The sequence below is a fragment of the Desulfobacter sp. genome, assembly GCA_028768525.1.
Taxonomy (GTDB): Bacteria; Desulfobacterota; Desulfobacteria; order Desulfobacterales; family Desulfobacteraceae; genus Desulfobacter.
In genome coordinates, this window is sequence record CP054837.1 from 2580629 (window position 1) to 2605169 (window position 24541).

21 protein-coding genes and 1 riboswitch are annotated in these 24541 nt (G+C 56.5%); of the genes, 12 read left to right on the top strand and 9 right to left on the bottom strand.

The genetic code is table 11. From position 1 onward, the window contains the following. The first annotated feature begins 135 nt into the window (after positions 1-135). A complete protein-coding gene (locus HUN04_11855) occupies positions 136-963 on the top strand; it encodes a MerR family transcriptional regulator (GenBank protein WDP90352.1) in 828 nt (275 codons plus the stop codon). Positions 964-1034: 71 nt separating this feature from the next. Next, positions 1035-1730, top strand: coding sequence for an HAD family hydrolase (locus HUN04_11860; GenBank protein ID WDP90353.1), 696 nt, complete (start codon positions 1035-1037; stop codon positions 1728-1730). Here HUN04_11860 and HUN04_11865 read toward each other — a convergent pair. Continuing rightward, the gene (locus tag HUN04_11865; GenBank protein WDP90354.1) at positions 1683-2315 is read right to left on the bottom strand and encodes a LysE family translocator; all 633 of its coding nucleotides are present in this window, start codon (positions 2313-2315) and stop codon (positions 1683-1685) included. The genes HUN04_11860 and HUN04_11865 overlap by 48 nt on opposite strands. A 152-nt stretch (positions 2316-2467) precedes the next feature. Between HUN04_11865 and HUN04_11870 the strand changes: the two genes are divergently transcribed. After that, positions 2468-4399 carry a hypothetical protein gene (locus HUN04_11870; protein ID WDP90355.1) on the top strand — a complete coding sequence of 644 codons (1932 nt, stop codon included), beginning with the start codon at positions 2468-2470 and terminating at the stop codon, positions 4397-4399. A gap of 17 nt (positions 4400-4416) precedes the next feature. Here HUN04_11870 and cobO read toward each other — a convergent pair whose 3' ends face one another. Continuing rightward, positions 4417-4941, bottom strand: a complete 525-nt coding sequence (gene cobO, locus HUN04_11875; protein ID WDP90356.1) for a cob(I)yrinic acid a,c-diamide adenosyltransferase — start codon at positions 4939-4941, stop codon at positions 4417-4419. A gap of 116 nt (positions 4942-5057) precedes the next feature. Beyond that, a riboswitch (cobalamin riboswitch) is annotated at positions 5058-5245 on the bottom strand. 214 nt (positions 5246-5459) lie between these two features. On the opposite strand from cobO, the gene HUN04_11880 reads away from it, so the two are divergent. From HUN04_11880 to HUN04_11905, 6 genes are all read left to right on the top strand, one after another. After that, entirely contained in the window at positions 5460-5846 is a 387-nt protein-coding gene (locus tag HUN04_11880) for a hypothetical protein (protein WDP90357.1), read from the top strand. After that, on the top strand, positions 5819-6889 hold the full coding sequence (locus HUN04_11885) for a hypothetical protein (protein WDP90358.1): 1071 nt from the start codon (positions 5819-5821) through the stop codon (positions 6887-6889). The genes HUN04_11880 and HUN04_11885 overlap by 28 nt, the downstream gene beginning before the upstream one ends. A gap of 13 nt (positions 6890-6902) precedes the next feature. Continuing rightward, a complete protein-coding gene (locus tag HUN04_11890) occupies positions 6903-7118 on the top strand; it encodes a hypothetical protein (GenBank protein ID WDP90359.1) in 216 nt (71 codons plus the stop codon). Between the two features lie 36 nt (positions 7119-7154). After that, positions 7155-8000: a DUF3380 domain-containing protein gene (locus HUN04_11895; protein WDP90360.1), complete on the top strand. Its 846-nt coding sequence runs from the start codon at positions 7155-7157 to the stop codon at positions 7998-8000. Positions 8001-8234: 234 nt separating this feature from the next. Then, the gene (locus HUN04_11900) at positions 8235-10370 is read left to right on the top strand and encodes a VWA domain-containing protein (protein WDP90361.1); all 2136 of its coding nucleotides are present in this window, start codon (positions 8235-8237) and stop codon (positions 10368-10370) included. A gap of 27 nt (positions 10371-10397) precedes the next feature. Then, the gene (locus HUN04_11905) at positions 10398-11003 is read left to right on the top strand and encodes a PEP-CTERM sorting domain-containing protein (GenBank protein ID WDP90362.1); all 606 of its coding nucleotides are present in this window, start codon (positions 10398-10400) and stop codon (positions 11001-11003) included. On the opposite strand, the gene HUN04_11910 is transcribed toward HUN04_11905, so the two are convergent. Then, positions 11000-11704, bottom strand: coding sequence for an aspartate/glutamate racemase family protein (locus HUN04_11910; GenBank protein ID WDP90363.1), 705 nt, complete (start codon positions 11702-11704; stop codon positions 11000-11002). The two genes, HUN04_11905 and HUN04_11910, sit on opposite strands and share 4 nt — an antisense overlap. A gap of 64 nt (positions 11705-11768) precedes the next feature. On the opposite strand from HUN04_11910, the gene HUN04_11915 reads away from it, so the two are divergent. Continuing rightward, a complete protein-coding gene (locus HUN04_11915; GenBank protein WDP90364.1) occupies positions 11769-12971 on the top strand; it encodes a 4Fe-4S dicluster domain-containing protein in 1203 nt (400 codons plus the stop codon). Between the two features lie 147 nt (positions 12972-13118). Then, positions 13119-13556 carry a PACE efflux transporter gene (locus HUN04_11920; GenBank protein ID WDP90365.1) on the top strand — a complete coding sequence of 146 codons (438 nt, stop codon included), beginning with the start codon at positions 13119-13121 and terminating at the stop codon, positions 13554-13556. Here the strand turns inward: HUN04_11920 and HUN04_11925 are convergent, their stop codons facing one another. The 4 genes from HUN04_11925 to HUN04_11940 all read right to left on the bottom strand — a co-directional run bounded on the left by HUN04_11925 (position 13557) and on the right by HUN04_11940 (position 20537). Further along, positions 13557-14762, bottom strand: a complete 1206-nt coding sequence (locus HUN04_11925) for a multidrug effflux MFS transporter (GenBank protein ID WDP90366.1) — start codon at positions 14760-14762, stop codon at positions 13557-13559. Positions 14763-14850: 88 nt separating this feature from the next. Next, on the bottom strand, positions 14851-16143 hold the full coding sequence (locus HUN04_11930; GenBank protein ID WDP90367.1) for an NCS2 family permease: 1293 nt from the start codon (positions 16141-16143) through the stop codon (positions 14851-14853). Between the two features lie 86 nt (positions 16144-16229). Continuing rightward, entirely contained in the window at positions 16230-19355 is a 3126-nt protein-coding gene (locus tag HUN04_11935) for a multidrug efflux RND transporter permease subunit (GenBank protein ID WDP90368.1), read from the bottom strand. A 12-nt stretch (positions 19356-19367) separates the two neighbouring features. Further along, positions 19368-20537, bottom strand: a complete 1170-nt coding sequence (locus tag HUN04_11940; GenBank protein ID WDP90369.1) for an efflux RND transporter periplasmic adaptor subunit — start codon at positions 20535-20537, stop codon at positions 19368-19370. Positions 20538-20753: 216 nt separating this feature from the next. Between HUN04_11940 and HUN04_11945 the strand changes: the two genes are divergently transcribed. Continuing rightward, entirely contained in the window at positions 20754-21563 is an 810-nt protein-coding gene (locus HUN04_11945; protein ID WDP90370.1) for a MerR family transcriptional regulator, read from the top strand. Here HUN04_11945 and HUN04_11950 read toward each other — a convergent pair. Then, a complete protein-coding gene (locus tag HUN04_11950; GenBank protein ID WDP90371.1) occupies positions 21560-22573 on the bottom strand; it encodes an alpha-hydroxy-acid oxidizing protein in 1014 nt (337 codons plus the stop codon). The genes HUN04_11945 and HUN04_11950 overlap by 4 nt on opposite strands. A 30-nt stretch (positions 22574-22603) precedes the next feature. Beyond that, a complete protein-coding gene (locus HUN04_11955) occupies positions 22604-24529 on the bottom strand; it encodes an FAD-dependent oxidoreductase (GenBank protein ID WDP90372.1) in 1926 nt (641 codons plus the stop codon). Between the last annotated feature and the right edge of the window lie 12 nt (positions 24530-24541).

Sequence of the window (24541 nt, forward strand, 5' to 3'; positions counted from 1 at the left end):
TTTTCCTTATATCAATCCCCGCGAAAAATACAAACCCCTTTCATTTGGTTTAAAATGGCCGGGAGTTGACTGAAACCGCCTTTTATCGTACCATTCCCGACGAAAAAAAGGATTGATACTGCGGGGAAAAGGGTTATGAAGTATAAAGAAAGATATACCATCGGCGAGGTCAGTAAAATCTGCAACATTTCAACCAAGGCCCTTCGCTATTACGATAAAATCGGCCTGATCCACTCTGAACGGGCATACACCAATAATTACAGGTATTACACCAAGGATTCACTTCTAGCGGTGCCGGTTATCAAGTACTACAAACAGATGGGATTCACCCTGGACGAAATGAGGGATCACATCGAAGGCAATTCCTACCGGGCCATCAAGCGGTCCTTTGAATCAAAAATCGACGAGCTTCAGGAAACCCAGGAGGCCACCCGCAGGAAATTCGTATCCGTAAAAGACTGGCGGGACCTGATAAATGAGGCGGAAACCGTCATCGACAACAATAGCTGCGAAGTCTCCATCAAATATATTGAAGCCTCGGATTATCTTTTCCTCGACCAGGTGTTTGACAACGACCTCTGGGACTCCATCATCAATATAGAATTCACCAATTATGTGGAAGCGGTGAACAACGAAATAACCGGCCCGGTGATGATCAAATTCTCCTCATACAGGGACCGGATGAAAAACACCTCCCAGCCCATGAAAATCATGCAGAAAACCATCATCCCCTGTAAATCCCGTGAAAAAATGGTATTTGGCGGGGAAATGATGGCCTCCTGCTACCACATCGGCGCCCATGAAAACCTGGCGGAGACATATGAAAAAATCCGGCGCTGGGCAGACGGCCACAGCTATGTGCTGGGCGAGGCCTCCTACGAACGCTACGTCACAGATTACTGGACCACCCGGGACAGCGGTAAATATGTCACCGAAGTCATGCTCAGCGCCTCAAGGGGATAGAGGTGGTCTCCCCCCGTGTTCTGCGGCCCCGGCGGATCGCGGCCCCCAACGTTGAAACCGGAATTGAAAAAATGATAAAAAACATCCTATTTGACCTGGACGGCACCCTCACCGACCCCAAAACAGGCATCACCCGGTGCATCCGCTTTTCCCTTGAGCACTCAGGTGCCGCCCTCCCCGGTGCCGATGAACTGACATGGTGCATCGGCCCGCCCCTGAGGGACTCCTTTGCAAAACTGCTGGATACGGAGGACGGCCCCACCCTTGACCGGGCTTTGGCCCTTTACCGAAAACGGTTCTCGGAAAAAGGCATGTACGAAAACCATGTCTATCCCCAGATCCCCCCATGCCTGGAACAGATCAGGGCGGCGGGCTTGAAGCTATTGCTGGCCACCTCAAAGCCCCGGGTCTTTGCAGAAAAAATTCTGGAACATTTCGGGCTGGCCCATTTTTTCACCGGGATATACGGGGCCGGCCTGGACGGCAGCCTGGTGGATAAAGGAGAGCTCATCGCCCATATTCTGGCATCGGAATCCCTGGATCCCGGGGAAACCCTCATGGTCGGGGACCGGATCTATGATATCCTGGGCGGGAAAAAGAATGGGGTGGCCACGGCGGCAGTGACCTACGGATACGGCAGTGCCGATGAAATCCAGTCAGCACATCCGGACATGGTCTTTGACCGTCCGGCAGACCTGGCCGAGGCCCTTACCCGGCCCTCAGCCCAAAGCCAGCCAGCAGCCCACCCCAACCATCAGCAACCCTGAAATACAATTGAGCAGGGTCAGGTTTCCCTTTTTGTCGAGAAAACGGCTCAGGCTCCGCCCGCCGTTGGAATAGAGCACCATGCAGATAAATTCCGTGGACAGGATAATCCCCACCAGGACAAAAAGCTGGGGGGCCATGGCCTTATCCGGGTTGATGAATGGGGGCAGCAGGGAAATCATAAAGGCCCAGCCCTTGGGGTTGGCGATGGCCGTGACAAATCCCTGGGCCGCCAGGGCTTTTCTGCCCGCATTGATACGCCCGCCCCGGCCGGCCTGTGAGGGCATTTTCCCCCTTGCCCGGATCATCTGTACGCCCAGATAGACCAGATAACTGCCCCCGGCATATTTGAGCAGGGTAAACATGGCCGGGTGATTCAGCATCACTGCGGCCACCCCTGTCACCGAGGCCACGGAGACCACGGCCACGCCGGCCAATTCGCCCCACATCATATAAAAGGTTCTTCTCACCCCGATGGTCATGCCCATGGTCATGGCAAGGGTCATGCACAGGCCGGGGGTCAGGGATACAAAGAAGAATGTGGGTATAAACAGGGTTAAAACAGAAGTATCTATCATCTCAAACACCGCCATTGAATATAAAAATAAGGGGAGAGTATATAGAACCGCTGGGAAAATTGAAAGTGGTTTGTCAGGACATCCGACGGATGTCACGGTTGCAGGCGCGGAGAAAAAAGAGTACACCAAAGTGAGTTTTGCAACCCAAGAAAGGTGAACGCGTGGGTATATTTGACGATCCGGTCCTCAGTGCCGCAGCACCCGCATCCGTTGCACAGGAGGCTGTCAAGGGCAGCAGCCGCATTCTCCTGTTCGGGGAAACCGGTAAAGGGAAATCCACCCTGGCAGAAGCGCTGGGCCGGATAATTGACACATCCGGATCCCCGGTCTTCTGCCTGGGAACCGACCCCGGCTCACCCGCATTCGGGGTGCCGGGGGCCGTCAACCTGGCCAGGTGGCAGGGCTGCGGCTGGCAGCCCGTATCCATGTTTCCCCTTTGCAGCCTAAATGCGGGACGATTCCGCCTCCCACTGGTCTCGGCGGCAAGGCGCCTTGCAGCCCTGGCGGACAATGCCACCCTTCTGGTGGACACCCCGGGGATCACCAGGGGGGTGGCCGGGGCGGAACTCCTCACCGGCCTGGTCACGGAGTTGTCCATAGAGGCCATCCTCCTGCTCTGCGGCGAAAAAAGGAAAATCCCGTATTCCCATGAACTGGCTGCCACACCTGCCAGAATCTTTCGGGTGGCCCCCTCGCCCCTGGCCCGGCGGCCGGGGAACCGCCGGAGACGGCAACTTAGGACCCGGCTCTGGGATACCAGCCTGCACGGGGCCCGCCCCTTGGAACTGAAAACCGAATCCCTGTCTTTCACCGGGACGCCTCCGCCCGTTGACGCCCCCTGGGCCTGGAAAGGGCGGCAGGTTGCCCTCATGAATGGGAAAACCTTTCTGGCCATGGGGGAAGTGCTGGGCCTGGATAAGGGATGGCTCCGGCTACTGGCACCGCCGGGCCTGCCCCCCTGTGACGGCCTGTTAATCAGGGATGCCCTGCGCGGCAAATCCGGCGAACTTGAAACGGCCGTTCCCCTCCAGGCAGCCGCCGGCCCCCAGGGTTCCCCTTCCCGGGCCAAGGCCAAGGCCCCAGAAAACGATCCATCACCCGGAATCACCATACGGATGGGCGGCCTTTCCGCCCACCTCATGAACGGGGTTTTCGGCGATCCCCTGATCCACCTGCGCATCATGAACCTGAAACAGAGCATGCTCTTCGACCTGGGCGGCGGTGAACGGCTGCCCGCAAAACTGGCCCATCAATTGACCGATGTATTTATCACCCATGCCCACATGGACCATATCAGCGGATTTTTCCCTCTGCTGCGTGCAAGAATCGGCAATCTCCCCCAATTAAATATCTTCGGCCCGCCCGGCATGGTCTCCCATATCCAGGGCATGGTCAACGGCGTGCTCTGGGACCGGGCCGAACGGATCAATACCCGGTTCCGGGTGTACGAAATTCACGGGGATGAGATGCACGCTTCAGATATCCATGCAGGCAGCAGTACCCCCACCCCGGCCGGCGGGCAAAGGCTCAGAAACCAGATCATCCTGCAGTCCGCCGCATTCAATGTCCGGGCGATCCAGCTGGATCACGGCACCCCGGTCATGGCCTACAAAATAGAACTGCAGCCGGTTCTGAATATAAAAAGACAGGCCCTGACCCGCAAAGGCCTCCCCCCTGGTCCCTGGCTGGGGCAGCTCAAACAGGCAGTGGCCAAGGGGATGCCGCAGACCCCGGTTCATCTCCCCCTCGGCAGTCCTGTATCCGCCGGCAGCCTGGCCCGGGACCTCATCCGGGTCAGCCCGGCCCGGGCCCTGGTCTATGCAACGGATTTTGCCGACACCCCCGGTAACCGGAACCGCCTGGTCCGGTTCGCCAGAAAGGCCCACACCCTGTGCTGCGAAGCCTCATTTACCCAATCACACCGGGACAAGGCGGGCAGTTCCGGCCACCTCACCGCAGCGGCCTGCGGAGAAATTGCCCGGGCAGCCAATGTCGGCAGGCTCCTGCCCTTTCATTTTTCCAAACGATACGAATCCGCCCCCGGCCGGATCTACCAGGAGATCGGTTCCGTGTTCAAGGGTCAGATAATCTGACGCGCTGATCCCATCATCTAAAATTCAATTCCTTTCTGGCCCATGACCCCTGCATCTTTATAGGGATGCTTGACCTCCCGCATTTCCGTGACCAGATCTGCGGCGTCGATGATGGGGCGAGGGGCGTCCCGCCCGGTGATGGCCACGTGGAGGTCATCTGGTTTATGGGAGAACACGCTCAATACATTGTCCATATCAATCATTCCGTAGTTGAGCAGATAGGTAAACTCATCCAGTATAACCAGATGGTAGTCCCCCCCGGCCATGGCCCCCTGGGCGTATTCCCAGGCCTCCCTGGCCTTTGCCCTGTCTTTCTCAAGGTCATCGGACTTAAAGGTAAAGCCCCGCCCCATGACGTGCAGGTCGATTTCATCTGCAAAGCGTTTGCAGGCCTCAAGCTCCCCGTAACGCCCTTCTGCCTTTATGAACTGGACAATGCAAACCTTCAGCCCGTGGCCGGCACTGCGCATGGCCATGCCCAGGGCGGAGGTGGTTTTTCCCTTGCCGTTTCCCGTATATACCATCAATAGACCTTTTTTCATTCCATTCTTCCCGTCTCTGCTCCATATAAACAAAAACCCCGGACCGATGCGTTCATCGATCCGGGGTATCCCTTTTCTTCATCCCGAACTACCCGGCAGCCCCAGGCGCCTCGCAGGGGAATCCGTCCGTTCCAGGCAGGTCTTCTGACTTGTGGATCTTCCAAAAAGGCTTTGCCTTCCCACAGGGGTCTTCCCCCTGCAGTGGCCGATTAAAGCCTTCGTCCCCACTTACAGCGGCGGGCCCGTCCCTGAATTGCACAGGGTTCCCTTTATGCCTTCCGGCACCTGGACGCTTATCCGCAGCTTATTAAACCCGGAGGGAATGTCAAGATATTATTGTACAGACAAAAACGGATTCATTATTGACACCCTTGTCCGGAGTATGTGACACTCTGGACAATTATTTTCACCTAGGTATTTGACCCGGCGAATTTTCATATTCTTTCTATTCCAATCCAGCTTAGCCGCCGGCCCATTAAAAACCTCATCCGCCCCAGTCAGACCAAGGGAGTGATGCCATGTTATCCGTGACCAGGAAAATCTCCCCGGCGCTTAGCCTGATACTTTTTTCATGCCTGTGGCTGGCCGGCTGCCTGAGCTGGACCACTGAAAATGGAGACAGCAGCCAGACCCGGCATTGTATCGGCTATACCCGGATAAGCCTGCCCAGAACAATCGCCCCCGGCGGACAGACCTTTGAAGTCAAAGAGATTGAAAACTGGGGGATATCCGGAGGTCCGAACGGACTGGCCCTCGGCTATTCAGCGCATAAGCAGGTGAAACTCCCGCCGGATAATGCATTTTATATCCAGGTGGCAACCCAGGAACAATTTGACCGATTATATGAATTCATCACCAGACAAAAGGAGGCAAACCTATGGGTGATCAAAAGCGTTTCAGACTGAAACCGGCCCTGTTTTTTTCGGCGGCGGTGGCGGCCCTGTGCCTGGCAACGGGCTGCGCAGCCCCCAAGCACCATGATGCCATCTTTTTTGTGACCAATACCCAGGTGGGGGTGAAGATCGGTGCGGACGCCTACCAGCGCCCGACCGTTGAAGTGGGATACAACCGCCAGGAGGGTGCCGTGGTCCCCCTGTATATTGCCAATGCCGAAAAATATGTCAGCAATAAGGATCCCTTTATTGCAGGCATTCTTGAGCGGGCAGACAAAAGCCTCGGACAGGCCAGTGATGCCGGCGATAAAAATGCGGCAAGCCTGGTTAAAAGCGCCCTCAATTTCTACAGGGATGGGGACGCGCCCTCTCCCGTTCTCCTCAGCATGGACAAGGAGTTAGCCCTTCTGGTTAAAGAGAGTGACCCGGGCAAAAAAGCGGAAAAAAGGGCATTGATAAAGGATTTCATCCGGGTGGAGTCCCAAAAGACCGCGTTAATTGCCCGGTTCACCAAGGATGCCAAGTATGTTGCCAGGGAAAAAGGCATTGAAAAAACAGATGCATATTCCGTATTCGGGACATTCAGCGGCCAGACAGGGGCCAGTTCCGACGCCACCATCAATACGGGCACGGCAACCGCCGCCGGCCAGGACAGCCCCAATGCAAAGGCCTCTTTCAAAGGCGGGGTGATGCAGTCCTTTGCCACAGGGGTGGCCGCCCAGATCTGGGCCGCCCAGGGAGCAGGCATCACCGGCGGCACGCCCAAAGAGTTCAGGCTCATCTCCGAATTCGACCATAGTCTGGACCAGGGCATTAAAAATGCCCCCCGGAAAGGGGAACTCGCAGATAGCATCATGGCCATCATCTTTCCTGGCAATGAAAAGGATACGGCTAAAGAAACGGAATACAGAAAAATCCTCGATCCGGATGAAACCAATACGGATCTATACGATAAAATTTTTGCCGGCAGCGCAAACCTGCGCAGCTACCTGCTTGGCTCATCATTTACAGCCCAGGATCTGGCCGGCCATCTGGACATCTTAAGCAAAGAATAATAGGGAGGTTATCATGTCTGATATTCAGCATGTGCAGGCGCGAAAGACACGGATTGCGCTATTTGACAATTTAGACGCTGCCGGGGAATACGCAGGAGAAAAAATCGCCCAGGGCTATTCCCGGATTTCGGTAATTCATACCCGGGAGTACCTGCTGGAGTCCAACAAAAGACTGCTTGATATCGATTTTGATGCCGGCCTGGAATACATCGTCATGGCAGTCAAATAGAGTTGCCACCCCAATTTTCGAACAGGAGAATTATCCATGGATTTCAAAAGCAAAAAAGCGGATCAGCCCATCACGGAAGATGCATTTGCCCATGCCGCAGAGGACCTGGCCTGCGACATTGCCGCCATCAAGGCTGTAGCAGAAGTGGAATCCAGGGGAGACGGTTTTCTGGATGACGGCCGCCCCAAAATATTGTTCGAACGGCATAAATTCCGGAACATCACACGGGGCAGGTACAACGGCAGCCACCCGGAAATCAGCGGTCCTCCGGGCAACTACAGCGGGGGGGCAAAAGAGTACGAGCGGCTTGAGCAGGCCATGGCGCTTGACCGTGAAGCAGCCCTGCTCTCCGCTTCTTGGGGGAAATTCCAGATCATGGGATTCAACCACCAGGTCTGCGGATTCAATGATATCGAGGCCTTTGTCGCGGCCATGGTCGAATCCGAAAACAGCCACCTTGAAGCATTTGTGGGATTTGTGGAAGCCAATCATCTGGACCGGCACCTGCGTGCCCTGGACTGGGCCAGATTCGCCAGGGGATACAATGGTCCCGCCTACCGAAAAAACAACTATCATGTCAAAATAGCCCAGGCATATGAAAAATACGCCAGCCAGGCCCCGGCCGATCCCGGCAGTCCGGTCCCGGAAACGCCCTCTGAATTCAGGATATCATCCGTGGGGGACCTGCAGACGGCATTGGACGATCTGGGCATCTCCCCGGGTATTATCGACAACAAGATGGGCCCGGACACCCGGTCAGCCATTGAAGCCTTCCAGCGGTTTGCCCGCCTGCCCGTAACGGGTGCCTTTGACGCCCCGGTCAGGGCAGCGGTCCAGGCCGCGTACCATATGCGCAGAAAACTGCTGTCTCCAAACGGATAAGATTGCAATGCCGCAGCGGCACTGATGGTGCCCGGGGGACAAAGATGTCCGCCCCCGATAAATTATGCCCGGAACCGCCAAAGGGTCGGATTGCCATTCCAAAAAACACTCAAATTATGAAAAATTGTACCTTGGTACGATGTTTTTTTGAAAAATAAGGGCTATTCATATAACCATATAAATAGAAGGTAACCAAACCGACAGACCGGACAGTGTGAGATAAAGGAGAAAAACATGGCCACAGCAGGAATCATCCAATCCGTTAAAGGAAGCGGAACCATCATTGCAATCGGCCCCGGCGGACAGCGGACGCTCAAGGAAGGGGACGAAGTATATGTCAATGAAACCCTTTTGACCGAAGGCGATGTCAGCTGCACCCTTGTTGATGCCCAGGGCCATGAACTTGCCGCCCTTGGCCCGGATGCCAGCCTCCTTGTGGACGAAACCGTCGCCGGCATCACCGATCCAGAAGATGCAACGGTGAGGGAAGCCGCCGCCATGCAGGCCGCCCTTGAACAGGGTGAACCAGTGCCCGAAGACCCCACGGCGACAGGGGATGAACTCCCCGAAGATCCCACCGAAGCCGGCTTGGACCCCTTCCAGGGAGAAAACCCCGATTATTACGGCGGCGACCAGAGCGCCGGCGATGTCGATCCCAGGGGACTGGGCATTGATGCCCCCCCGGAATCCGAAGACATCATCCTTGCCCGGAGCAGCACCGTGGAAACCGAACCCGTCGAAACCCCGGAAACCTCGGAACCGGAATCCGTGTTCATCCTCGGGTCCGATCCGATCCCGTTCCAAGTAGAGCCCTATGACGAATACCAATACGAATACGAGAGGGAGGGATATGACGGCCCCATACCGCCAAGTGAAACCGGTCTGTACAGCTATGATAATGACATGACCCCGCTGCCGCTCCCCGCTGACCAGCAGCCTTCCCATACTGAGAATCCCGCCGGAGTGGTCCAAGGGGCCATTAACGGGGGTGAAGGTGCGGATATCCTTGTGGGGGATGTCGGCGGCAACAGTATGGACGTTCATTATGTCCTGGTGATGGATATCTCCGGCTCCATGGATGAACAGCAAAAATTTACCGATCTACAAAACGCTGCCAAGGCAGCCGTTAATGATCTTTATGAGCAGGTCCTTGCCAATCCCGGCAGTGCTGTGGATATCACGCTGATAACGTTTGCAGACGGCACTGACACTGCCTCATGGACATTAAGTTCAGAACAAAGCTGGCAAACCATTATCCAGGAAATCGAAAACCTAACGGCTTCAGATAGCGCCATGACAAATTATACAGCAGCCTTCTCTGAAATCAATGGGGTGCTGGAAGGCAGAGAGACTCAGGTTCTGTTTATTTCTGACGGAGAATTTGACTTCAACCACCTGGGCTTTATTGGCATGGTCCCCCAGATACAATATAACCTGGCCATCTACGGCGGCAGCCTCCGTGCGGTAGGGGTAGACGTACCTGAAGGGGACACGTCTTTCCGGCAGACCTACTTAAATTATATCGATTCAACAGGAGATGCCGTTAACAGTGATTCAGGGGATCTGAGTGCCACCGTCCCCGATATCATCTCCCAGGCCAGGATATATCCCGCCGGTAATGATGCGATCAATGGCGGTGACGGCGACGATATCATCTTTGGAGATGTTTTAAATACAGATGCCCTGGCTGATGCCCAAGGGATAGATCTGCCCGACGGATCCGGCTGGGAAGTATTTGAAAGACTGGAAGCCGGCGACAACTGGGACAGGGACGATACACTGAACTATATCCGTGACAACCATGAAGAACTTGCTGCCGAAACCACCCGGGGGGGCGAGGGGCGTGAAGGCGGCAACGATATCATTGACGGCGGTGACGGGAATGATACCATCTACGGCCAGGAAGGCATCGATATCATTGACGGCGGGGCAGGAGATGATACCATCAACGGCGGCTCTGGGAATGATATAATTAACGGCGGGGCTGGGGATGATACAATTAACGGCGGCACCGGAAACGATACCATTGACGGCGGCGAGGGGTTCGACACCCTTCTTGTGGATGATGCATCACTGGATTTTACAGGACTGTCCATTGACAACATGGAAAGCATTCAGTTAAGTTCTGATGGCGAAAGCCAGACCATCTCATTAACGGTGAACGAAGTCTTAGGAATGACACCGGACGCGGACACATTGATGATTTCAGGCGGCGGTGATGGAGACACCGTGACACTTGAAGGTGGGGCATGGAACCAGACCGGAAACACTTTCACCTCCGGAGATGCCACCGTGATTGCAGTTAACATGAGCGTTGACATTGGAGACGGCACGATTAAAACATTTGATGCAACCGGAAATGAAATATAACCGTTTAATTAATCGGGGAGATATACAATGAAAAAACTTGCCATCACCATCGGCTTAACCCTCTGCTGCCTTCTGACAGGAGTCTACCAGGTTTCAGCGGCCTTGGTTCTAACCCCTTATGAACAGGCCTGGACATTAATTGAAGAGGGGGGCGAAGTAAGAATCTGGGATGAAGGGCTAAACACTGCAATTATCAACGATGAAATCACAGGTAATGAAGAATTCGGGATTTTTAAACTGGGGGATATGAACGGGAGTAATGAACCGAATTCTTATATGTCTCTCTTAAATGGTTCCATTGATTCCGGTACACTCACGTTTGCATTTGTATCGGGTAATTGGACAGCAACCTACACGTATCAAGAGGGAGAAAATACACTAACAAAGGATCTGGGCCTGGGGTCCAGCCTTGTATGGGGATTTTATTTCGGAGGTAATTTAGGAATTAGTACAGCCTTTTATCATGAATATAATCTGGAAGGCCCCACAGAAACTGGTTATAAGCTGTTCAAAGAAGCAATGCTCGCCGGTGTTCAGGGTGCCACCCCCGTGCCGGTACCCACAGCGTTTATCCTTCTGGGCACCGGCCTGATCGGACTATTGGGCCTTAGAAGAAAAAGATCTCTTACTTAATCAATACACGACTCAACAGCCAGGGCAACCGCCCTGGCTGCATGGATGGCCGTGGTGTCCAGCAGTGGCACTGCGGTATCTTTTTTCCCCACCAGCAGGCCGATCTCGGTGCAGCCCAGGATAACGGCTTCTGCTCCCCGGGCCGCCAGGCCGTCGATGATCCGGATATATTCGGCCTTTGAGTCCGGATTGATCTTCCCCAAGCAAAGTTCCCTATAAATCACATTGTGGACAATGTCTCTGTCCGGTTTTTCGGGGGTTAATACCTTTAGGCCGAAATTGCTCTCCAGCCGGCCCTTGTAAAAGTCCTGCTCCATGGTAAAGGCCGTGCCCAGCAGGCCAACGGTTTTCATTCCCCTTTTCCGGACGGCCTCGGCCGTGGCATCGGCAATGTGGACCAGGGGGATGTTCACCCGGGACTGCACCTGGGGGGCGACCTTGTGCATGGTATTGGTGCAGATCAGGAAAAAATCCGCCTCGGCCGACTCAATGTCCCGGGCCGCCCTGGAAAGGATGTCAGCCGTGCCCGCCCAGTCCCCGGCATGCTGGAGTTTTTCAATGGGATCGAAATCCACGCTGACCATGACGATCTTGGCCGAGTGGAGCCCGCCCAGCTTTTCCTTTATTCCCTGGTTGATAAGCCTGTAGTATTCCAGGGTGCTTTCCCAGCTCATCCCCCCCAATAGTCCGATGGTCCGCATTCTTCCTCCGCTGTTTTTCCTCTTTGCAATTGACGGTACACCCGAATTACCCTATCACATAAGAATGAAAAATACAGCCCGCAGCTCCCATACCCATGTCCCCTACAGAAAGCTGCAGCAGCACCTGAACCGCCAACCCGTAGGCTTTCCGCCGTCGGCCAGCGGTGCTGACATTCGGCTGCTCAAACATATTTTCACCCCCCTGGAGGCTAAAATCGCCACCTGTCTCAGCCATGAACCCCGGTCTTTGGAGGAAATTTTCAGCCGGGCCGACGGCCTCGTTGCCTCGGAATCGATACTGGAGGACCATCTCACGGCCATGGTAAAAAAAGGCGGGCTGGAACTGCGCCGGGAAAGAGGGCGGGATCTTTACGCCAATGCCCCCCTGGTGGTGGGCATATACGAACTCCAGGTCAACCGCCTCACCCCCGGATTCATCCGGGATTTCAAGGCCTATACCTCGGAGAAGCGCTACGGCATCTCCTTTCTTTCCACCAAACGGTCACAGATGCGCACCGTGCCCATTCATAAAAGCATCACTCCGGATCTTCCGGCCGCGGACTACGACCAGATACTTCGTCTTCTGGAAACCGCCGAAGCCCCCTTTGTGGTACTGCCCTGTATCTGCAGGAAAAAAAAAGACAGCCAGGGGGAACCCTGCCGGCAGACCCAACGGGTTGACACCTGCATGGCCATGGGGCCCATGGCCCACACCCTGATCAAAATGGAGGTGGGCCGTGAAATCCCCAGGGCCGATGCCATTAAGATTATCCGGCAGAACCAGGAGGAAGGCCTGGTGCTCCAGCCCTCCAATACCCGGAAAATCGACTTTTTGTGTTCCTGCTGCGGCTGCTGCTGTTCCATGCTGGGCCTGCATAAAGAACTGCCCAGGCCCCTGGATTTCTGGGAAAGCGGGTTTACGGCAGTGTTGGATAAGGAAAAATGCGCCGGTTGCGGCAAGTGCGCCGATACATGCTGTACAGATGCCCTTTCCATGGCCCCGGCCGGCGGCAAAAAACAAAAGCTACCGGTCATCGACCCCGGCCGGTGCATTGGCTGCGGCCATTGCGCCGCTGTTTGCAAGCCCAATGCCATCACACTTATACCCCGGCCGGGGCAGGCCCCTCCCCCGGAGGACCGGCATACCCTGAACCGGCTCCTGCTGGAAAACAAAAAGCATCCCCTGGCCCAGGTGAAAGTGATTGGGAAGCTTGCCAAGGGCATGGTTTCCAAAAGAGACTTGCGCCTGCTGAAACCGGGGAACTGACCGCCTGCAACGGAATAAGGCGGAGAGTCAATTCATCAGACGGATTCCCATTTGTCTTATATCCGATACAGGTGTATAAATATCATCCTGAATCCGGCAAGATTGCCGGTAAACAATGGATAAAATGCCACGGCCCAGGAAGAATAAATGAGGAATTTTAGGGAAAGAGTGATGCACACGCTGCTGTTTGAACTGGTACTGCTGGGCATCTGCATGCCTCTGATTTCAATTCTTTTCAATAAAAGCATGTCCCATGCCGGGATGATGAGCCTGGGACTGAGCCTCACCGCCATGGTCTGCAACGGGGTGTATAATTATGTTTTTGACCGGGTGCTGCTGCTTCTGAAACGCCCCCTCTACCCCAGGTCCCTGGCATTGAGATCCTTTCATTCGATACTCTTCGAAGTCTTCCTGCTCTTCTTCAGCCTGCCGCTGATCATGTGGTGGCTGGACCTTTCCTTTTACCGGGCCCTGGCCCTGGATGTTTCCATGGCCTGCTTTGTTCCCCTCTACGCCCTGGGGTTCAACTGGCTGTTTGACATTGTATTTCCCCCCAAAGCCATGGCGTGCCGCGCCGAAGGATAGTCATTGCTCCTTTTTGTCGGCAAACCCATCTCCCCATCGCATGGCCAGGTAGGTAAGCCCCCCGAGAGTAACAAATCCCAGCGCCAGGGGAATTGTCGTGCCATCGTAATAACCGCCGATAAAAGCGGATAAGGGAGATGAAATCAGGCTGGTCAGGGAGCCGATGACCGAGGCGCCTATCCCTGCAATATGCCCCAGGGGATCCATGGCGACGGCATTGAGATTACCGAACAGAATCCCCAGACAGAAAAAGGACAGGGCGAAAAAACCCACCATTACCCCCAGGGGGGGCTGGCCGTCCATGTAAAGGCTGAGGCCCAGGTAAGCAGCCATCAAAAGGGTAAAAAAGAAAACCGCCCGGTAGGAGAGGACCCGCATGCCGAACCGCATGACGATGCGGGAATTCAAAAAAGAGGCGCCGCCCAGGGACAGCGCGATACAGGCCATGTAAAGGGGGAATAGCCGCCCCAGCTTGTAGATATCCTGGAAAATTGGCTGGGCGCAGTTCAGATACGAAAGCAGCGCTCCGGACATAAATCCGGCGGCCAGGGTGTAGCCCAGGGAGATGCGGGTGGTACAGACCTCAACAAGGCCCCTGAGAATACGCCTGGCCGAAAAAAGCACCCGGTGTCCGGCGGGCAGGGTTTCGGGCTGGCGCAGGCAGAACCATGTGGCGGCAACCATCCCCTGGAGCATCAATACAAAGAAAATAGTACGCCAGCCCGCCGTCAGCATCACCACCTGGCCCAGTGCCGGGGCAATGGCGGGAACAAAGATGAAAATCGCCATGATGGCCGACATGATCCGGGCCATGGCCCGGCCGTCATACTGGTCCCGGATCAGGGCGACAATGGCCGTACGGGGGCCTGCAGCCCCCACCCCCTGAACGAACCGTCCGGCCAGCATGGTGTCAAACCGGGAAGCAAATATAGACAGAAGACAGCCGGCTACAAAAATAATAAATCCAATCAGAATAATGGGCTTCCGTCCAAACCGGTCCGACAGCGGCCCCCAGAAGAGTTGCCCGACTCCCAGGCCCAGTATGAGCACGGAAATCACCAGCTGAACATCGTTGGCATGGCCCACCCCGAGATCCCTGCCGATGTCCGGCAGGGCCGGCAGCATCACATCGATGGCCAGGGCGGTGATGGAGATAATGACCGCCATCAGGGTGATAAATTCTCTGTATCCCGGGCCGGTTTTCATCAATCGTTTCTTTTCATTTCTTATTTTAGTGATAAAGGGTTCCCTTCTTTTCCCCATTAAACAGAGGGGGAAGGAAGGGAACCCGTGGTTAGATGATAAACTTCAAAACAAAAATAATTGAGATGACGGCCATGACCGGGGAGACATCCTTAGGTTTCCCGGAAAGGACCTTCACCACCACATAGGTAAGCATACCGAAGACGATGCCTTCGGAAATGCTGTAAGTCAGGGGCATCATCAGAAAAGTGACAAATGCCGGCAGGGCCTCGGTGGTGTCTTCCAGGTCGATATTCCGGATGGGGGAGAGCATGAAAAAGCCCACCATGACCAGGGCCGGGGCCGTGGCCGCCGAAGGAATCATCAAAAACAGGGGTGACAGAAACAGGGAAAGAAAAAACAATCCCGCAACGGTGAGGGAGGTCAGACCGGTACGGCCCCCTTCGGCCACGCCGGCGGCGCTTTCCACAAAGGTGGTCACGGTGGAGGTACCGATCATGGCCCCGAAGGTGGTGCCCACGGCATCGGCCAGCAGGGCCTGCTTGGCCCGGGGCAGCCGGCCTTTGTTATCCAGGAGGCCGGCCTTGGCACCGACCCCCACAAGGGTCCCCACGGTGTCAAACATATCGATGAACAAAAAGGTGAACAGCACCACGGCCATGTCCGCCGTAAAAATTTTTGAAAAATCAAACTGAAAAAGAATGGGGGACAGCGACGGCGGTGCTGAAAAGAACTTCAGGTTCTCCACATGGGTGACCCCCAGGGGAATGCCCGCCAGGGTGGCGGCAAGAATGCCGGCCAGCAGGGCCCCTTTTTTGTTCAGTGCCAGCATCACCGCGGAAACAATGATGCCGATAAAGGCCACCCAGACCGAATGGTTTCCCATGTTCCCCAGGGTGACCAGGGTGGCCTCGCTTTTAACGATCACCCCCGCCCCCTTGAGGCCGATGAAGGCGATAAAAAGGCCGATGCCTACGGAAACGGCATTTTTAATGGACAGGGGAATGGCGTTGATGATGGCCTCCCGAACATTGAGAAAGGTGAGGGCAATAAATATCAGGCCTTCCAGAAAAACGGCGGTCAGGGCCATTTCCCAGGGGTATCCCATGCCCAGGACCACGGTAAAGGCAAAAAAGGCGTTGAGGCCCATGCCCGGGGCCAGGGCAAAGGGCAGCCGGGCCACCAGGGCCATGACCAGGGTGGCCACCAGGGCTGAAAGGGCCGTTGCCGTGAACAGGGCTGCCTTGTCCATGCCTGTGGCGCTCATGATATCCGGATTCACGGCCAGGATATAGGCCATGGTCATAAAGGTGGTCAGGCCGGCAATGATCTCCGTCCTGGTATCGGTGTTGTATTCTTTGAGTTTAAAAAATTTGTCCAGCATATGTATCAGCCTTTTCGAAGGTTATTAAAAAAACGGCTGCCGACACGGTTTTCACCCCATCGGCAGCGCGCTTTTTATAGCACATATTAGGTGGTTATGGAAATTTTCTTTTCACTGCGGCGCCGGAAAAAGGAGAGCACCCAGACAAAAAACACCGGTGCAAAAAGAACACCCAGCAGGGTGGCCGCCAGCATGCCGCCGATGACCCCGGTGCCGATGGCCCGCTGGCTGGCAGCCCCGGCCCCTGTGGCCGTGGCCAGGGGTACCACGCCCAGGACAAAGGCCATGGAGGTCATGATAATGGGGCGGAACCGGGTCTTTGCGCTCATAACGGCAGCCTGGGCCAGGCTATGGCCCTGTTCAACCAATTCCTTTGCAAATTCTGCTATCAGGATGGCGTTCTTGGCGGAAAGCCCGATGATGGTGATCAGGCCCACCTTGAAGTAGACATCATTGGCCATGCCCATGTGCTTTGTGGCCAGGACCGCGCCCAGGGCCCCGATGGGCACGATGAGCATGACGGAAAAAGGAATGGACCAGGACTCGTACAGGGCCACCAGCAGGAGAAATACCACCAGCAGTGCCAGGCCGAAAAGTTTGGGGGCCTGGGCACCGGCAAATTTCTCCTGAAAGGAGAGCCCGGTCCACTCATACCCGATGCCGGCGGGCAGATTTGAAACGATCTTTTCCATCTCGGCCATGGCCTGGCCCGTGCTATAGCCCGGGGCGGCGTCGCCGGCAATCCTGAAACAGGGAAATCCGTTGTACCGGACCACCTGAACCGGGCCGCGTTCCCAGGAAACCCTTGTAAAGGCTGACAGGGGAACCTGCTCGCCCCTGGTGTTGGGTACATAGATCTGGTCCACACTCTCCGGTGTCAGCCGGCTGTCTGCATCGGCCTGGACCACCACCTTCTGAACCCGGCCGCGGTTCACATAATCATTGATCATGGCGGAGCCGAAGGCCGTGGACACCACGGTGCTGACGGCGGAGAAACTGACTCCCAGGGCCTCGGCTTTCTGGCGGTCAACCGCCAGCCTCAACTGGGGCGCATCGGGCAGCCCCTCCACCATGGCATAGGCAATGGCCGGGTTCTGGTTGGCCTGTCCCAGGACCTGGTTCAGGGCCTGGGACAATTTTTCCCGGCCCAGGCCGATCCTGTCCTGTAGCCGCAGGGAAAAACCGCCGGCATTGCCCAGCCCGTCCACCGGGGGCGGATTCACGGCAAAGGCCACCCCGTCCTTGTTGCCGTGAAGAAATATGTTGGCGGCCAGGGCCTCATCCGCGGCGGACTGCCCCTGGCCCCGCTGGGACCAGTCTTTAAGGGAGGGAAACGCCAGGGCCGCGTTCTGGCCCATGCCGGAAAAACTGAACCCGATCACCGATATCACCGATTCCATGGCCGGCCGGGACATAAGATAGTCTTCCATCTTTTGGGTGACCTCAAGGGTCCGGCCGTAGGCGGCATTGGGGGGCAGCTGCACATTGACCAGCAGGGTGCCCTGGTCCTCGGCCGGCACAAAGGACTGGGGAAGGCCAAGGTAGGTATATCCCAGGAAGCCGGCCAGGGCGGCATAAATGAACATCACCCGCCAGCTCCGGCCCACAAGGCCTGTGGCCAGTTTGGCATATCGGCCGGTAAGTGTGTTGAAAACCCGGTTGAAAACGCCGAAAAAACCGCTTTTGGTATGGCTTTGTCCCCGGGAGACAGGCTTGAGCATGGTGGCACAGAGAGCCGGGGTCATGGTCAGGGCCAGGAAGCCGGATATGATGATGGAAATGGCCATAACCATGGAAAACTGACGGTAAATGATGCCCACGGACCCGTCCATGAACGCCAGGGGGAAAAACACCGCGGACAATACCAGGGTGATGCCCACAACGGCGCCGGAAATCTGCTTCATGCTTTTCCGGGTGGCCGCTTTGGGGGAAAGCCCCTCTTCGGCCATGGTCCGCTCCACATTTTCCACCACAACGATGGCGTCGTCCACCAGAATGCCGATGGCAAGCACCATGGCAAACATGGTCATCATGTTCACGGAAAACCCCAGGGCCCACATCATGGCAAAGGTGCCCAGCAGGCAGACCGGCACCACAATGGTGGGAATGAGGGTATACCTGAAATTCTGGAGGAAGAGCAGGATCACAATAAAGACCAGCACCACGGCCTCGGCCAGGGTATGAAGCACTTTTTCAATGGCCACGGCCACAAACTTGGAGGTGTCGTAGGGCACTGAGATTTCCATATCCGCCGGCAGGGTGGCGGAGAGTTCTTCAAGGCGCTGTTTCACCCCTTTCACCGTATCCAGGGCATTGGCCCCGGGGGCCAGCTGCACTGCGGCACAGGATCCCGGCACCCCGTTGATCCGGGAATCAAAATTATAGGACTGGGAACCGATTTCAATGCGGGAAACATCGGAAAGCCTGACGATGGCGCCGTTTTCATCGGCCCGCAGAACAATACGTCCGAATTCCTCAGGGGTGGTGAGGGTGCCCTGGAGGGCAAAGGAGGCCATGATTTCCTGGGTGCCCGTACCGGGGCGGTCTCCGAAACTGCCGGCCGGCACCTGGACATTCTGGGTGGAAATGGCGGCATTTACATCGGCCAGGGAAAGGTCGTACTTCAACAGCTTTTCTGGATTCACCCAGACCCGCATGGCGCTTTCCGAGGCAAAAAACTGAACCTTCCCCACCCCGGGCACCCGGCGGATCTCATTGTTAATATTCCGGGCCATGAAATCGGCCAGGGCCTGGGGATCCTTATCTGTATTTTTATCCTTGTAGGATATGCAGTAGATGACAAGAAATCCGGCATTGGCCTGTTCCACCTGGAGGCCCTGCTGCTTTACGGCCTCCGGCAGACGGGATTCGGCTTTTTTGATCCGGTTCTGTACGTCCACCTGGGCCAGGGCCGGGTCCGTACCGGGCTGGAAGGTCACGGTGATGTCCCCCAGGCCGTTGGAACTGGAGGTTGACTCATAGTAAAGCAGCCCTTTGGCACCGTTGAGTTCCTCTTCAATGAGGCTGATCACCGAATCGTTGAGCACCGTGGCCGAGGCGCCGGGATAGACGGCCTGGATCGTGATCTGGGGCGGGGCCACCTGGGGGTATTTCTCCACAGGCAGGGAGGGGATGGCCAGGGCCCCGGCCAGGCATATGAATATGGCCACCACCCAGGCAAAATTAGGGCGGTTGATAAAAAACTCCGACATGGGTACTCCTTGTTAATTCACCGCTGTTTTTGCGGCGGAGGCTTCGGCATCAGCCATGGCCAATGCCATGCCCGGACGGACCTTGTCCGCTCCGGTGGTAACAATTTTCTCTCCCGGGACAAGCCCCCGGGTGATCAGCCAGTTTCCGTCCACCATGGCACCGGTGGCGACCTCTCTTAGCTGGGCTTCCCCTTTTTCATTGATCACCATGACCCGGGCCTTTCCGTCCGTTCCCCGGAGTATGGCCCGCTGGGGCACAAAAACAGCCTCAGGCATTTTTGCCTGGGGGGTCCTGATCCGGACAAACATCCCCGGCAGCAGCAGGCCGTCTTTGTTGGGGAATTCCGCCCTTAATGAAACCTGCCCGGTCCGCTGGTCGACCCGGGCATCGGCAAAAAGCAGGCGGCCGTTGCGGGTGCTGCCCACCTCTTCCAGGGTCAGGGTGACCTGCCCCCCTTCTTTGGTAATGGCGGCGTTTTCAGTCAGGCTGGTTTTCAGCCGCAGATAGGCAGACACCGGCTGGTTAAAATCGGCGTAAATGGGATCCAGCTGCCGGATCTCGGCCATGACGGTTGCCTGGCCCTGGCCCACCAGGGCCCCCTCGGTGACCATGGCCCGGCCGATGCGGCCGGAGATGGGGGCACGCACCGTGGCATATCCCAGGTTGAGGCGGGCGGTTTTGATCTCTGCCTTGGCGGCCTGTACAGCGGCTTTCCCCTTTTTCATATTGGCCTGGGCGGAATCAAAGGCCTGTTTTGACACGGCCCCGGTTTTGATCAATGCCCTGTACCTGTCAAATGTGGCGGCGGCATCAAAAAGGTCCGCCTGGGCCCGGGCAAGTTGAGCCTCGGCACCGGCCAGGGCGGCCTGAAACGGGGCGGGATCAATGCGGAAAAGAATCTGCCCCTTTTCCACATCGCTGCCTTCCTCAAACTCCCGGGCCAGGACAATGCCGGCCACCCGGGCGCAGACCTTGGCGGACCGAACCGCAGCGATGCGGCCGGGCAGGTCCGCGGTTTCCGTAAAGGGCCGGGTTTCCACGGTGAGGATATCCACGGCCGGCGGGGGAGCCGCCTTGGATTCCGCGGCCTGGGCCGCCCCGGCCGGTTCTTTCTGTTCCAGGCAGCCCATTGCCGTCAGGCATAACAGCAGCATCATAGCCGCGATCTGTTTCATTTTCATCAATTCACTCCTTGAATATAAAAGTTCAACACCGGTTGAGGGCCGAATCATTTTCCAGTAGTTGGGGTGAAATCCCCCCTTTATGAATGCTCCGGTGTTCAGATCCTTTCGAAAGAGGGGAAGATAAGGTATATAGTAACTATAGAGTCAACCCCTGGGTTGTATATTTTTGTTACAAAATGAAACCGTTGCGCAATACGGGTAAGAGGAAAAAAGATGAAAATAAGGTTTCAGGCCGGCGAAATGGCCCAGATGCACCAAATCTCTAAGCAGACCCTGATCTATTACGATAAAATCGGCCTGTTCAGGCCCAGGGAGGTGGATTCTGCCACCGGTTACCGGTATTACCATCCGGACCAGTGCGAGGACCTGGACATTATTTTATTTCTCAAAAGCCTGGGCATGACACTCCGGGAAATCAAAACCTACCGGAACCAGGATTCCATCCGGGACCGGATCAGGCTGCTGGAATCCCAGGGCCGTACCATAGAAAAAAAACTGGACCAGATCCTCAGGGCCAGGCGGCAGCTGGATACCATGGTCCAGTCCCTCAAGGCCAGTCTTGCCGTCACTCCCTACGAGAAAGGAATCAAGTGGATGGAAAAACGGCCCCTGTCCAGCATGGAAGTGCCCCCGCCCGGAGACCTATATGCCATGGAACTCTGTTTTAAAAAGATGTTCAGAGCGGCCAGGGAGGCCTTTGATGTCGATATCCATGATTTCCTGGTCGAAGTGGAACAGGGGCCCGGCGGCCGGGAGATTTTTAAAAAAGTGGCCCTGCCGTCAAAGGACAGGGCCAATGATGAGTTGCCCCCGGGACATTATGCCTATTTTTTCCACAAAGGGCCCTATGAGGCCCTGGCAGCATCCCGGGCGGAGCTGAGGGACTTTATAAGGGACTCGGGGCACCGGGCCACCGGCCCGGCCCTGGAACGGGTACTGCTCTCCAAACTGGCCGTCCTCCACGAAAAGGATTTTTTGGTGGAGATCCAGATACCCGTTGAACAAAGACAAAAGACGGGTTAGGGCTTGAATATGATGGCATCCGGCACATCATCGGCCCGCTCAGTGCCGGTAAGCACCATGGCCTGGATCAACTCCATTTTTATCTTGTCAATGTAGGCTGCCACCCCCTCTTTAAGGCCGCCCACGGCCGCCACGGAAAAGGGCCGGCCGATCATCACGGCATCCGCCCCCAGCGCCAGGAGTTTTAACACATCTCCGCCGGTCCGCACCCCGCCGTCGGCCAGCACGGTGATGCGGTCCCCCACGGCCGCTGCGATCGCCGGCAGTACCCGGGCGGCACCCGGCGTGAAGTCCAGGACTCTCCCCCCGTGGTTGGAGACCACAATGGCATCGGCCCCGGCATCGGCGGCGGCCACAGCATCCTCAACGGTCATCACCCCTTTGAGGATAAATGGCATGTCTGCCTTTTTAATAATCTCCCCCAGCTTGTCCACGCCCTTGGGGGAAACCGGCCGTCCCATCTGCCTCAGGGTCACAAGGCCTGCGGCATCGATGTCCATGCCGATGACGGCGGCACCCGCGGCCCGGACCTTGTCGAATTTTTCAAAGAGTTCCTTGTCCTCCCAGGGCTTGATAAAGGGAATCCCCTGCCCCCCGGCAGACTTGATTTCAGCCAGGGCGGTTTCATGGATAAAATCGGGCACCCCGTCCCCTGTGCAGCCCAGTATCCCCTTTTCCAGGCACCCCTGGATGATGGCATTGACATAGGCGTCTTCGCTGATCTTCCCGCCCATATTAAAGGAGACCCCGCCGATGGGTGCTGCCAGCACCGGCAGGTCCAGGTCCTGGCCCAGGATGGTCACCGAAGTATCCGGCTCAACCACATCGTGTACCAGGCGCATATTGAACCGGTACTCCTTGAGTGCGTTCAGATTGTCCTTGAACGCCGAGGCCGTGCCAAGACCGCCCATTCCCGGAACCTCTCCCCGGCAGGCCTTTCCGTCGCACTCCGGGCAGACCCGGCAATAGCCCTTCATCAGTTTTTTTGCATTATCGTAAACCTCTTGCATCCTTATTCTCTCCTGTTCATTTTACTGGTTTCAGGCCTCCCGTCCGGCCTCTTCCGCCTCTGCTATGCAGAACATGAGGTGGCGGGGGAGTTTGGCATCCCCGATGATGTGGAAGGCGGCTTTGGTCTGTTTTTCAAGCGCTTTGGCCTCCCGCACCGGTTGGTGTTTTTCAGATATGACAACGGCGTCAAATCCGGTCAGGCGAACGGCCTCCCCATTGGCCGTGAATTCGGCCCCGTCATCGGTGAATGCCTGTACAGCCACATTTTTATAAAGCAGAACCTTTCCTTTTTTCAAGCGCTCCCGCAGATAGTACCGGTCATTGGATGACATTTCCTCGGCAAAACTCTTTTTGCGGTTGAGCACCACCACCTCATGCCCCTGTTCAGCCAGGGTGTCGGCGGTGATGAGCCCGGTCATGCCCCCGCCCAGTACAATGACCCTTTTTCCGTCTATTTCTTCCCCGCTGAACACATCCACATTGGTGAGCAGTTCCATCCTGCTTTTGAACAGGCCCTTGATCACGGGCATATCCGGCATGGACCCTGTGGCCAGGATCACATGGTCCGGCCCGAACTCGTCCAGCACCGATTTGGACAGGGGGGTGTTATACTGGATATCCACACTCAGACGGACCAGTTCCTCCCGGAAAAACCTTAAGATATCCCCCAGTTCCCCCCGGCCCGGGGCGTTGGCGGCCAGGGCCAGCAGCCCGCCCTGACCTTCCCCCTTTTCACAGACCATGACCTCATGGCCCCGCATGGCGAACATCCGGGCGGCCGCCAGCCCCGAGGGGCCGGCCCCGGCTACCAGGATTTTTAATTTTTCTTTAGGGGCCTCTTCCCCGGCCAACTTGTACTCCCGCCCCACATCGGGGTTGACCACGCAGGAGCCGGGCTCCTTTGCCAGCACCGCATGGATGCAACCCAGGCAGCAGCCCACACAGGGCCGGATATTGGAAATCCGGCCGGATTCCGCCTTATTGGGATATTCGGGGTCGGCAATAACAGACCGGCCCAGTGCCACCATATCGGCACGGCCCTCCTTGACAATGGCATCGGCCATGACCGGATCCTTGATCCTTCCCACGGTAATCACCGGGATATCCACCACCTTTTTCACCGCCTCGGCCAGGTGGACGAAACAGCCGTGGGGGGTATACATGGACGGAATGGTCAGCTCGGTGGACCCGTAGACCCCGCCGGAAATATGCAGATATGCAGCGCCCGCCGCCTGGAGCAGCGGCGCGATGCGCAGGGTGTCCTTCAGCTCCCAGCCGTTTTCGATATAATCGTTGCCGTTGATCCGGATGCCCACGGGATAGTCTTCCCCGGCCGTTTTTCTAATGGCCGCCATAATCTCAAACAGGAACCGGGTCCGGTTTTCAAAGCTTCCCCCGTATTCGTCGGTGCGGATATTGGAATTGGGGGCCAGAAACTGGTTGATGAGATAGCCGTGGGCCCCGTGGATTTCAATAAAGTCGAACCCTGCCTCCCGGCACCGCCGGGCCGACTGGGCAAAACAGTCCACCAATTCCTTGATTTCCTCTTTTTCAAGGGCCCTCACCTCCCCCTTGACCACGGCCGGGGCCGGGATGGCCGAGGGCGCCACCTTTTCCGGCAGGTAGGACTGGCGGCCGCCGTGCATGAGCTGGACACCGAATTTCACATCGTATTTTTTCACCCGATCCACCATTCCCCTGAGGGAGGGAATACAGGAATCATCATACATCTGGGGCAGATCGGGAAGCTCCTGGCCGCCGGGGTGGACCGAGCCGCCCCCCACCAGCATCATGCCGATGCCCCCCCTGGCCCTTGCCACAAAATACTCAATGAGCTGATCCGTGACATGGCATTGGTCATCCACACCAAAATTAATACTCATGGCAGACATGAGCAGACGGTTTTTGACATCCATATTTCCGACCCGGATGGGACTGAAGAGCTCAGACAGCATAAGCGGACTCCC